Raw genomic sequence first — 12,483 nt, forward strand, 5'->3', positions numbered from 1 at the left:
GGTTTACATTTTTCTGAGACTTGATATAATGACCTTGTTAAATATTTCACAAACATTTTAAAAACGTTTGCATTTAGGAGGAAGATTCAAATGGTTGTAGCTAAAAAGAGTCAAGACGAAGTTAAAGTAGAAAAAGTCATTGACAAGATGGTTGAAAAATCACACGTTGCCTTGGATGCGATGGCAGACTTTACACAGGAACAAGTAGATAAAATATGTGAGGCAGTTGCACTTGCAGCTCTAGAAAATCACATGAAGCTAGCTAAACTAGCAGTTGCTGAAACTGGTCGTGGAATTGTCGAAGATAAGGCAATCAAGAATATCTACGCTAGTGAATATATTTGGAACAGCATTCGCCATGATAAGACAGTTGGTGTCATCAAAGACGATGACGAAACACAAATTATGGAAATTGCTGAACCAGTTGGTGTTATTGCCGGTGTTACACCTGTTACTAACCCAACATCAACGGTTGTTTTCAAAACATTAATTGCTTTGAAGACTCGTAACACAATTATCTTTGGTTTCCATCCACAAGCACAACAAGCATGTGTGGAAACAGGTAAGATTTTAGCAAAGGCTGCTGTTGAAGCTGGAGCTCCTGAAAATGCTATTCAATGGATTGAAGAACCAAGTATCGAAGCAACAAGTGCTTTGATGAACAATGATGGTGTTGCAACAGTTCTTGCAACTGGTGGTCCTGGCATGGTTAAGGCCGCATATTCAACTGGTAAACCAGCTTTAGGTGTTGGACCTGGTAATGGACCTGCTTACATCGAAAAGACTGCTGATATTAAACAAGCTGTTAATGATATTGCACTTTCAAAGACATTTGATAATGGTATGGTTTGTGCTTCTGAAAACAGTGCAGTTGTAGATGCTGACATTTATGCAGAAGTTAAGAAAGAAATGCAACACCTTGGTTTCTACTTCGCTAAGAAGAGTGAAATCAAACCTTTAGGTGAAGCTGTTATGGATCCAAACCGTCATACAGTTCGTGGTCCTGTTGCTGGTAAGAGCGCTTATGAAATTGCTAAGATGGCCGGCATCACAGTTCCTGAAGATACAAAAGTATTAGTTGCTGAAATTAACGGTGTTGGTGTTAAATACCCACTTTCGGGTGAAAAATTATCACCAGTACTTTCAATGTACAAAGTTAGTGGACATGAAGAAGCATTCAAACGTTGTGACGAACTCCTCAACTATGGTGGATTAGGTCATACAGCTTCATTACACACAACTGACGATGATTTGATTCGTGAATTTGGTCTTCACATGAAGGCTTGCCGTGTATTGATTAACACACCATCTGCTGTTGGTGGTATTGGTAACATCTACAACAACATGGTTCCATCATTAACACTTGGAACTGGTTCATACGGTAAGAACTCAATTTCTCATAACGTTTCAGACTTTGATTTGTTAAACATCAAGACAGTCGCAAAACGTCGTAACAACATGCAATGGGTGAAATTGCCCCCAAAAGTATACTTCGAGAGAAACTCAGTCCGTTACTTAGAAAGTATGGAAGGGCTTAAGAAGGTCTTTATCGTTTGTGATCCTGGTATGATGAAACTCGGCTTTACAGATCGTGTAGTAGCTGAATTAAACAAGCGTGCAGAAGCTCCTGAAATTGAGATTTTCTCAGATGTTGAACCAAATCCTTCAACAAACACCGTTTACCGTGGTGTTGACCAAATGCGCTCATTCGAACCTGATACAATCATCGCACTTGGTGGTGGTTCAGCAATGGATGCTGCTAAGGGAATGTGGTTATTCTACGAACATCCAGATGCATCATTTATGTCAGCTAAACAAAAATTCTTGGATATTCGTAAACGTACTTACCGCGTACCAACGGCTAACAAAGCCAAGTACATCGGTATTCCAACAACATCTGGTACTGGTTCAGAAGTTACACCATTCGCTGTTATTACTGATTCAGAAACACATGTTAAATACCCAATCGCTGACTATGCTTTGACACCTGATGTTGCTATTGTGGATTCACAATTCGTTGAAACAGTTCCTGCACGTACAACTGCTTTAACAGGTTTGGATGTAATCACACATGCTACAGAATCATTTGTCTCAGTTATGGCTACAGATTACACAAAGGGTTGGTCACTACAAGCCTTGAAGACAGCCTTCAAGTATTTGAAACCAGCTTATGATGGCGATCCAGTTGCTAAACAAAAGATGCATGACGCTTCAACAATTGCCGGAATGGCCTTTGCTAACGCATTCTTAGGAATTAACCATTCAATCGCTCATAAATTAGGTGGAGAATTCGATATGCCACATGGTTTATGTATTGCAATCACATATCCACACGTTGTTCGTTACAACGCTAAGACACCACGCAAGATTGCTATGTACCCAATGTACACACACTTCACTGCTGACGAAGACTATGCTGAAATTGCTCGTTACCTTGGTTTGAAAGGTAACACAACTGAAGAATTAGTTGAAAGTCTTGCACAAGCATACATTGACTTGGCACACAGCATGGACGTTGACCTTAGCCTTAAAGGTAACGGAGTCACAAAGAAACACTTTGATGACAGTGTTGATAAGTTAGCTGAATTAGCTTACGAAGATCAATGTACAACTGCTAACCCTAAAGAACCTTTGATTTCAGAATTGAAAGAAATCTTGGTTAAAGAATGGGACGGCAAGGATATTAACTAAGTGAATTAACTAGAAAAAGCTTCTCACAATTGTGGGGAGCTTTTTTTGGTTTGAAAAATTGAGCGGGAAAGCAAATTAAATAAAGTGTGCATGATAGAATTAAGTTGAATTATAAAAATCAAATACATACTAGTAGGAGGATTTTATTTTGAGAAAATTTGGTGTAATAGGTGTCGGACATGTTGGAGTTACTGTTGCCTATACGTTGGTAACAAAGGGGATTGCTGATGAGCTAGTTCTGATTGATACTAACGAGAAAAAAGCATTGGCAGAACAACTTGATCTTGAAGATGCTCAAGCTCGTTTGGACACAAATACTAAAATTAAGATCCAGGATTACTCAGATTTAGAGGATGCCGATGTTGTCTTTGTCACAGCTGGTGATATTGAAGCAACACGTACCGGAAAAGGCGGTCGTTGGGCTGAATTTGAAGAAACCAAAGAAATCGTGAAAGATATTGCTCCTAAGTTAAAGAATTCTGGGTTTCATGGTGTAGTGATTGTCACAATGAATCCTTGTGATGCGATTGCACAGTATTTACAAGAGCAAGGTGGTTTTGATCGACAACACTGCTTTGCAACAGGTACTTTTTTAGATACTGCGCGGATGCAGCGTGTTGTTTCAGAGCAATTCGGTGTGAATGCTAAAAACGTTGAAGGATATGTCATGGGTGAACATGGCGAATCTCAATTCGTTGCTTGGTCAACTGTTCGGATTAATGGCCGTCAGTTAAAAGAATTTGCTGAAATGAATCACAAGACTTTAGATTATGACGATTTAAAAGAACAAGCCCGTCTGGGTGGTTGGCGTATCTTAGAAGGTAAGGGATATACAAGCTTTGGAATTGCTACTTGTGCAGTTAAATTAGCAGAAGCAGTTATTTCAGATGCACAACTATTCTGTCCAGTTTCTTCATACAATGAAGAACTTGATACTTATTTAGGACAACCAGCTGTTGTTGGTAAAAATGGTGTTGAGTATGTTGCTGATATTCAGATTACCGATGATGAAAAGGCGCTCTTAAAGGATTCAGCAGAAACAATCAAATCTAAGTTTGCCACAATGTAACTGAGTTTTAGAAAATAATTTTGCAATAGTCTTGCATTTAAAAATATCCTGCACTATAATTGGACTATACCAAAAAAACAAAGGAGAAATTTAACATGAAAGTTCTTATTGTAAAGAGCGATGTTGAAGGCGGCAAAGAAGGATACAAAGTATTTGCTGACGAAAAGAAAAATGGTGCTAAGGTATTTGGCCTTGCTACAGGTAGCACACCTGTTACAACATACAAAGAAATCGTTGCTAGTGATTTAGATTTCTCAAACGACACATCAGTTAACTTGGACGAATATGTTGGTATGTCTGGCGATAACGAACAAAGTTACCGTTACTTCATGCAATCACACTTATTCGACTTCAAACCATTCAAAGAATCATTCTTACCAAATGGTTTAGCTGAAAACCCTGATGAAGAAGTTAAACGTTATGACAAAGTTATCGACGAACATCCAATCGATTTACAAATCCTTGGAATTGGCCGTAACGGTCACATCGGTTTCAACGAACCAGGTACATCACGCGATGTTACAACACATAAAGTTCCTTTGACTCAATCAACAATTGATGCTAACGCTCGTTTCTTCGAACGTGAAGAAGATGTTCCTAAGTTTGCTTACTCAATGGGACTTGCTTCAATCATGAAGAGCAAACACATCATTCTTGAAGCATTCGGTGCAGAAAAAGCTGATGCTGTTAAAGGTATGATCGAAGGCCCAGATACTGTTGACTTACCAGCAAGCATCTTACAAAACCATCCTAATGTTACTGTCATCATTGACGAAGCTGCTGCAAGCAAGCTTGAAGGTAAATACTAGGATTAACATTCTAAATTAAAATTGCGTCCTTTCCTTTTGGAGAGGGCGTTTTTTATTGCATTGTAAATTAGTTTGGTGTTCTATTGCCACAAAAGTCTGCCAATGGATTTTGGGCTGGAACGTGGTGGGCATTGTTTTGAACCAACCCTTTGGTTGTTTCAAAAACAAGCCTTATTCTAAGCGGTAAACCGCTAAGAATAATTTCACCACTGAGCCCAATCCATTGGCGGACTTTTGTTAACCATGTGTTTTGTCTTTAATTACGGCAAATAACTTATATCAAAATAAGAAAACGGTTTCAAAGAATGCTATTATTAGAAGTATCAAAACTTAGGAGGTAATAGTAATGCGTAATTTCTTTGAAATAAAGCATCCAGCTAGTAAAGGGCTGAGTATTTTGGATCAGAGACAGAAATGGCTGAAAGAGTTTTTGAAATCATTCGTTGTAGTATTTACAGTATATTTCTGTATGTATTTGATTCGAAATAACTTTTCTCCAGCACAACCTTTATTGGTCAAGAATAATGGGATAACGACTACTCAATTGGGATGGATTGGGTATGGATTCTCGCTAGCTTATGGGATTGGTAAAACACTATTAGGTTATTTAGTAGATGGTAAGAATACTAAAAAGGTTATGTCATTCCTACTAGTATTAGCTGCGGCTGCTACATTGATTATTGGTGTGGCATTGTTAATGAATCAAGCACCAGTTGGTTTGATTTTAGTGTTGTGGTCGATGAATGGATTATTCCAATCTCCAGGTGGATCATCATCACTTTCAACTATTTCAAGATGGACTACGACAACTTCACGTGGTCGCTACATTGGAATCTGGAATATCTCTCACGAATTTGGTGGAGCTGTAGCCGGTGTTTTTGCCTTATGGGGTGCTAATACCTTATTTGGTGGAAATGTTGGCGGAATGTTTATTGTTCCCGCTGTTATCGGATTGATTATTGGTATTTGGGGACTCTTCTTTGGTGCAGACGAACCACAAGAATTGGGTTGGGATTCAAGTGAAAAGATTTTTAATGAACCCGTACCTGAAGCAGATAAAGAAGCAAGTAAATTAACAAAATGGCAAACTTTTACACAATTTGTAATGCGAAATCCATGGGTTTGGCTACTATGTATCGCAAATGTCTTTGTTTATGTTGTTCGAATCGGAATTGTTAACTGGGCACCATTATATACAGTTCAACAACTTCATTTTACAATCGCACAAGGTGCTAACACCTTATTAATATTCCAATTGGGTGGAATTATCGGTAGTGTGGTTTGGGGCTGGTTTTCAGATTTATTAAGGGGACGTCGCTCTGTTGTTTCAATTTTATGTTTGTTATTAACAGCTGTAGTAGTTCTTGGATATAGATACGGAACAACGCCACTCATGATTAATACATCATTGTTTTTCTTAGGTATGTTAATTTATGGTCCTCAACTGTTAATTGGAGTGTCAGTGATCAGTTTTGTTCCAAAGACTGCACTAAACGTTTCAAATGGGATGACCGGAACTTTTGCCTATATCTTTGGTGATTTAATGGCACAAGTAGGATTCGCCGCAATTGCTGATCCAAAAGCAAACGGAATGAATCTCTTCGGTCACTTATTACACGGTTGGAATGACACGTTCATCGTCTTCTATATTGCTGTAGTTCTAAGTGTAATTACTTTAGCAATAGTTGCGATTGGCGAAGAAAAATTAGTAAGAAAACAAGAAAAGGTTAATTAAAATAAACTACTTACAAACGTTGTATAATCAAAACAGGAGATGATTTATATGAAAAAGGCATTAATTTTATTACCAACATTTATACTTTTTGCAGTTGTTATTATTGGTTTTGTCGCTACTAGTTTAAGTACTGGAGCTCGAAATGATTTGCTAGCAATTGGTGCTGTGGGTTTAATAGGTTATTCTTTCATAGCAATTTTTATGTACGTTATGTCCTTCTCATATAAGGGACAATCGAATAAGAAGCTCTCCGAATTACCATCTGCAACAAGATGGGTACTTATTTACCTAATTGCAGTCATGGTCGTTACTCTGATCGTTTCTATTTACTTTATGGTTCATAACTAAATTTAATGCTCATAATCTTATCTTTAATATATAAATTTATTTAGAACTTCGATTAATCAGAATCGGAGTTTTTTTGTGCTCGAAAATAGACTTACTTTTAGTAATTAAACGTTGTTATAGCTTGGTTTTTAGTCAGATGGTAATTGCCTATATTTATATATTCGAATATATGAACCGTTACTTTTAGAGATGGTATGTATCAGTATTTAAATTAAATAATATTAATTATTTGTTCGTTGGAAGGCCTGTTGTAACAGTGATTTGCAGATGGGCGTCATTTTAGGAATGAAGTTTTTTGGTCAAAATATTGCTTTTTTGATTTTGCATATTTGCGCTTTCTCAATATGCTGATGACATTGTTTTTTTGAAAAAGCAAAAAGCAAATTTTGAAAATGAAAGGACAAAACTAATGAGCATCATGAATGCATCTGAAATTATGGATTTCATTCCAAATCGTTATCCAATTTTATTTATGGATCGAGTCGAGGAATTAGAACCAGACAAATCAATTACGGCAATTAAAAATGTCACAATCAACGAGGAATATTTTCAAGGTCATTTTCCTGGTAATCCAGTAATGCCAGGAGTTTTAATCATTGAATCATTGGCACAAGCAGCTTCAATTTTAATTTTAAAATCGGAATCTTTTGCTGGAAAAACTGCTTATCTAGGAGCAATTAATAATGCTAAGTTCCGGCAAATTGTGCGACCGGGTGACGTTTTGGAGTTGCACGTTGAAATGGTTAAAACGAAACATAACATGGGCGTGGTCAGTACTTATGCCCAGGTAGGCGAGAAAAAAGTTTGTCAGGCAGAGCTAACGTTTATCGTTGGTGATGCAAATGCACATGCGTAATTAGTTGGAGGTGTGAGGATGGGCTTTCAAATTACAGCCGCAGCCAGTTACGTACCAACCAAGGTAGTAAGTAATCAAGATCTCGAGTCAATGATGGACACTTCGGATGAATGGATTAAGTCGCGAACAGGTATCACGCAACGTTACATATCAGAAAACGGCCGAACAAGCGAGTTATGCATCAATGTTGCACAACAGCTTCTAAAGCAACATGGTTTAAAAGCTCACGACATAGATTTAATAATCGTCGCCACCATGTCGCCCGATAGTTTAACGCCATCCACTGCTTCAATTGTACAGGGAGCTATCGGAGCTGAACGGGCTGGTGCATTCGATCTAAATGCTGCTTGTTCTGGGTTTGTGTATGGTATGAGCGTGGCAAATGGAATGCTGAAATCTGGAATGGCCAAACGAATTATGTTAATTGGCGGTGAAGTCCTTAGCAAGTTGGTAGACTGGTCTGACCGTGGTACGGCCGTTTTATTTGGTGATGGTGCTGGTGGCGTGATTATTCAGGATTCTGAATATTCCAACATGTTGAATAGCAAGTTGGAATCAATTGGAGAACAAGGTCAGTACTTAACAGCTGGGGTTATGAATAAACCAGTCCAGGTGTCTGATTTTAATTTTGAAATGAACGGGCGTCGTGTGTACGAGTTTGCTACTAAGCAGGTACCATATTCGATTGAAGAGACGGTATCCGAGGCCGGTCTGGAACTGAAAGATATTGATCATTTCTTGTTACATCAAGCGAATGCCCGAATTATCAAGCAGGTAGCTAAAAAATTGAATGAACCGATTGAAAAATTTCCGTGCAACATTGATCGATTCGGAAACACGGCTGCGGCAAGTGAACCACTTTTATTAGCAGAACAATTAGCAAATAACAAAATTAAACGTGGCGATGTTATTTTACTCTCCGGATTTGGTGGAGGACTGACAATCGCTACAACAATCATAAAATTTTAAATTAATGGAGGAACATATTATGACTAACGAACAAGTATTTGAAAAGGTAGTACCAATCATCAAGGAACAGTTGGATACAGGAGATAAAGAGATCAAACGTGAAACTAATTTCAGTCGGGATTTAGAAGCGGATAGTCTGGATATTTTTGAAGTGGTCGACAAATTAGAAGATGAATTTGATATTGAAGTCGAAACCGACGACAGCATGGATACCGTTGGAAAACTTGTTGATTATATTACAGAAACTTTGAATAAATAAACTTGAAGAGGTTTTGAAGAATGAAAATCGGTTATTTATTTAGTGGCCAAGGGCATCAATTTCCGGGTATGGGCCAGGATTTATTTACACAAGAACCCTTATATCGACAAACAATCAAGGATATTTCGGAAATCTTGAACCAAGATTTTTCTAAAACGGAAGTCATGGATAATCCGCAAAACACTGCAGTATCAATTGTTACTTTTAGTCTCGGAATTGAGCGAATACTAGCAAATGAATTTAAAAATCCGGCTGTTGAGTTAGGGCTTAGTCTGGGAGAATACAGTGCTTTGATCACTGCGGAGGCCATGGAATTACAAACAGGGATGCAGGTGGTCCAAGATCGGGCCCGCTACATGGAAGAGGCTGCACGAATTAATCCAGGGAAAATGATTGCGGTGATGAAAGCTAGTTCAGACCAAATAAAGAGTGTCTGTGAAAGAACGGGAGCGTTTCCTGCCAATTTTAATACACCAGTTCAAACTGTTTTAGGCGGGACGGACCAGTCAGTAATGCAAGCTACCAAGTTTTTAAAAGATGAAGGAATCAAAAGAATCGTTCCGCTAAAAGTTGATGCTGCATCACATACGCCTCTGATGGAACACGCTAGCGAACTTCTGGAAAGAAGATTAGCCGAAGTCGAAGTTACAAGTCCAACAGTCCCAGTGATTAGTAATACAACAACCCAGCCTTTTGATGAACAGACGTTAAAACAAGTGTTGGTTGAACAACTAGTCGAACCAACGCGCTTTAGCACATGTTTAAAAGAAATCAGTGACAAGAGAGTAAACACTTTCGTTGAAATTGGCCCAGGAAAAGCTTTAACCGGTTTTGTTAAAAAGACGCTTTCTGGAGTTGGTGCGTACCACATTGATTCAGTGGAAACCTTGAATGAAGTACGTCATGCGCTAAGCCAAGGAGGACTGGAATATGATAGATAAAAAAGTTGCCTTGATTACAGGTGGAACACGCGGAATTGGTTTAGCAACCGCACAATTATTTCAAGAAAAGGGTTATCAAGTTGTTATTACAGCTAGGCATCAACCACAAGCAGAAAAGAAGGATTTGAGATTTATTAGTGGTGATGTTGCCAATGAATCTGATGCGAAAAGAATTATTAATAATGTTGTTGAACAATATGGTCGACTAGATGTATTGGTCAATAACGCTGGGATTACTGTGGATATGCTACTTTCTAGAATGAAATTGGAGAGCTTTAAAAAAGTTTTAGATGTTAATTTGGGTGGAACCTTTAACATGACAAAATTTGCGATGAAGGCAATGCAAAAGCAACGATCCGGCAACATTATTGATCTTTCAAGTATTTCGGGGCTGAACGGTAACATTGGGCAAGCAAACTATGCTGCTAGTAAAGCCGGAATTGTTGGTTTAATGAAAACTACCGCACGTGAAGGTGCTTTAAGAGGAATCAGATGTAATGCGATTGCTCCAGGCATGATTGTGACGGATATGACCGACAAATTGAGTGACAAGATTAAAGAAAGCGTTGTAGAACAAGTCCCATTACATCGCTTTGGTAATCCTGATGAAATTGCCAAAACGGCTTATTTCTTGGCAGATAACGATTATATAACGGGCCAAACGATTGTAGTTGATGGTGGATTATCGATTTAAATTAAGGGGGGATTGAATATGGAAAAACGTGTTGTAGTAACAGGAATGGGTGCAGTGACGCCTTTAGGGAATGACTTAAACACATTTTTGGATGGTATTTATGGTTCAAAATTAGGGATAGCCCCAATTACACACTTTGATGCCTCAACAACCGGTATCACGGTTGCCGGCGAAGTGAAAGATTTTGATCCAATTCAGCGAATTGATAAAAAGCTAGCTAAAAGAATGGATCGCTTTTCGCAATTTGGTTTATACGCAACAACCGAAGCAATGGAAGACGCAGGACTTGGTCAAGGCGATTATGATCCTGAACAGTTGGGTGTTATTTATGGTTCAGGGATTGGTGGATTGACTACTATTCAAGAACAAGTTATTAAGATGCACACTAAAGGACCCAAAAGGGTTTCACCACTCTTTGTCACCAATTCGATTGGCAATATGGTGGCTGGTAATATTTCGATTGCTTTCAATGCTCAGAATACAAGCCAAGTAATCGTTACGGCTTGCGCCAGTGGGACTAACGCAATCGGTAATGCCTTTGAACATATTAAAAATGGAAAAGCAGAAATCATGATTACCGGAGGATCTGAAGCATCAATCAATGAGATCGGTATTGCCGGATTTGCTTCGTTAACAGCTTTGTCGACCAGTGAAGACCCAACCCATGCATCAATGCCATTTGATAAAAATCGTGGTGGTTTTGTAATGGGAGAAGGTGGTGGCACGCTAATTTTAGAAAGTTTAGAGCATGCTCAACAGCGCGGTGCCAAGATATACGGCGAAATTGTCGGATACGGTTCAACTAGTGATGCATATCATATGACACAACCGGATCCTGAAGGTGCTGGTGCAATTAGAGCGATGCAACAAGCTTTAGACGAAGGTAACGTAACAGCTTCAGATGTGCAATATGTTAATGCTCATGGAACCGGAACCGTTGCCAATGATAGTGGCGAGGCTAAAGCTATTAAAAAAGTGTTTGAAAAAGACAGTCAGGTAAAAGTTAGCAGTACAAAAGGTATGACAGGACATTTATTAGGAGCTGCTGGTGCCATTGAAGCCATTGCTACAATTGGCAGTTTCAAAAGGGATTGCTTGCCAGTAAATGTTGGAGTTTTCGACCAGGATCCTGAATGTGAAGTGGAACTAGTTAATGAACAAAATGCGGACTGTAAAGTGAACTATGCCTTAAGTAATTCCTTTGGATTTGGTGGTCACAATGCGGTTCTAGCATTTAAGAGGTGGGATTAATTATGGATTCAAAAGAGATTGAACATTTACTGGGCCTGATTGAAAAGTCATCACTAAAGAAATTTAAAATGCAGGATGGAGATTTTAAATTAAGCGTTCAAAAGCAAGATCAAAAAAGTGGCTCTGGGATTGAGCAGCCTACCAGCATTCCAGAAAATACAAATATAGATGTTGTCGAATCTGAAAACTTAGTTGAAATTAAAGCCCCGTTTGTCGGTGTTTCATATCTGGCTCCCAGTGAAGATCAACCAGCTTATAAAAAAGTTGGTGATTCTGTTAAAGAGGGAGAAATCGTTTGTTTGATTGAAGCGATGAAAATGTTCAACGAGGTCAAGAGCCCAATTAGTGGGTTTGTGGAAGAAGTATTGGTTGAAAGCGGACAGTTAGTTGAATTTGATCAGCCGATTATGAAAGTAAGATTGTCAAAATAAGGAGTGCTATTGTTTATGAAACAAAAGGCGAGTGATTACATTCCACAGCGATATCCATTTCAGTTGATTGATCAATTTATTGACGTCAATCCCGGCCATACGGTAACTGCAAGCAAGTTAATTACCATTAACGAGTGGTATTTCAAGGGTGGACAGTTCAACATTCCTCGTCCCATTTTGATTGAAATGTTAGCACAGACAGGTGTTGCTGCAATTTTGAGTATGAAAGAACATCAAGGAGATAATGTCTTTTTCGGTGGTATTCGGTCAGCTATTTTTAATGCAGATGTACAGCCTGGGGATGAATTAACTTTAAACGTTGAATTAGTCAAAATGCGTAAGCAAGTTGGTGTGGGTGATGGTCAGATCATTAAAAATGGAGCAGTTATTTGTGAAGCAGAGTTAATTTTTGCGATTGAGTAAGGAGATT

13 protein-coding genes are annotated in these 12,483 nt (G+C 38.6%); all 13 read left to right on the forward strand.

All coding sequences use genetic code 11. From position 1 onward, the window contains the following. The first annotated feature begins 90 nt into the window (after positions 1 to 90). The 13 genes from adhE (at position 91) to IV88_RS03410 (ending at position 12,476) form a co-directional block, all read left to right on the forward strand. Positions 91 to 2,691, forward strand: a complete 2,601-nt coding sequence (gene adhE, locus IV88_RS03350; protein WP_057798742.1) for a bifunctional acetaldehyde-CoA/alcohol dehydrogenase — start codon at positions 91 to 93, stop codon at positions 2,689 to 2,691. Between the two features lie 148 nt (positions 2,692 to 2,839). After that, positions 2,840 to 3,760 carry an L-lactate dehydrogenase gene (locus IV88_RS03355; RefSeq protein WP_057798744.1) on the forward strand — a complete coding sequence of 307 codons (921 nt, stop codon included), beginning with the start codon at positions 2,840 to 2,842 and terminating at the stop codon, positions 3,758 to 3,760. A gap of 95 nt (positions 3,761 to 3,855) precedes the next feature. Further along, positions 3,856 to 4,569: a glucosamine-6-phosphate deaminase gene (locus IV88_RS03360; RefSeq protein WP_057798746.1), complete on the forward strand. Its 714-nt coding sequence runs from the start codon at positions 3,856 to 3,858 to the stop codon at positions 4,567 to 4,569. Between the two features lie 346 nt (positions 4,570 to 4,915). Then, a complete protein-coding gene (uhpT, locus tag IV88_RS03365; protein ID WP_057798748.1) occupies positions 4,916 to 6,304 on the forward strand; it encodes a hexose-6-phosphate:phosphate antiporter in 1,389 nt (462 codons plus the stop codon). Between the two features lie 48 nt (positions 6,305 to 6,352). Further along, complete coding sequence (locus IV88_RS03370) at positions 6,353 to 6,652, forward strand: LasU family protein (RefSeq protein WP_057798750.1); 300 nt, start codon at positions 6,353 to 6,355, stop codon at positions 6,650 to 6,652. A gap of 409 nt (positions 6,653 to 7,061) precedes the next feature. Then, positions 7,062 to 7,508: a 3-hydroxyacyl-ACP dehydratase FabZ gene (fabZ, locus tag IV88_RS03375; protein ID WP_057798752.1), complete on the forward strand. Its 447-nt coding sequence runs from the start codon at positions 7,062 to 7,064 to the stop codon at positions 7,506 to 7,508. A gap of 18 nt (positions 7,509 to 7,526) precedes the next feature. Continuing rightward, a complete protein-coding gene (locus IV88_RS03380; RefSeq protein ID WP_057798754.1) occupies positions 7,527 to 8,477 on the forward strand; it encodes a beta-ketoacyl-ACP synthase III in 951 nt (316 codons plus the stop codon). 19 nt (positions 8,478 to 8,496) lie between these two features. Then, positions 8,497 to 8,736, forward strand: coding sequence for an acyl carrier protein (locus IV88_RS03385; RefSeq protein ID WP_057798756.1), 240 nt, complete (start codon positions 8,497 to 8,499; stop codon positions 8,734 to 8,736). Positions 8,737 to 8,756: 20 nt separating this feature from the next. After that, complete coding sequence (locus IV88_RS03390; RefSeq protein WP_057798758.1) at positions 8,757 to 9,677, forward strand: ACP S-malonyltransferase; 921 nt, start codon at positions 8,757 to 8,759, stop codon at positions 9,675 to 9,677. Continuing rightward, the gene (gene fabG / locus IV88_RS03395) at positions 9,667 to 10,371 is read left to right on the forward strand and encodes a 3-oxoacyl-ACP reductase FabG (protein WP_057798760.1); all 705 of its coding nucleotides are present in this window, start codon (positions 9,667 to 9,669) and stop codon (positions 10,369 to 10,371) included. Before IV88_RS03390 ends, fabG begins: the two co-directional genes overlap by 11 nt. Positions 10,372 to 10,389: 18 nt before the next feature. Continuing rightward, on the forward strand, positions 10,390 to 11,622 hold the full coding sequence (gene fabF / locus IV88_RS03400; protein WP_057798762.1) for a beta-ketoacyl-ACP synthase II: 1,233 nt from the start codon (positions 10,390 to 10,392) through the stop codon (positions 11,620 to 11,622). Between the two features lie 2 nt (positions 11,623 to 11,624). Beyond that, positions 11,625 to 12,053, forward strand: a complete 429-nt coding sequence (locus tag IV88_RS03405) for an acetyl-CoA carboxylase biotin carboxyl carrier protein (RefSeq protein ID WP_057798765.1) — start codon at positions 11,625 to 11,627, stop codon at positions 12,051 to 12,053. Positions 12,054 to 12,068: 15 nt separating this feature from the next. After that, a complete protein-coding gene (locus IV88_RS03410) occupies positions 12,069 to 12,476 on the forward strand; it encodes a 3-hydroxyacyl-ACP dehydratase FabZ family protein (protein ID WP_057798768.1) in 408 nt (135 codons plus the stop codon). The last annotated feature ends 7 nt before the right edge of the window (positions 12,477 to 12,483 follow it).

The sequence above is a fragment of the Pediococcus argentinicus genome, from assembly GCF_001437605.1.
Lineage (GTDB): Bacteria > Bacillota > Bacilli > Lactobacillales > Lactobacillaceae > Pediococcus > Pediococcus argentinicus.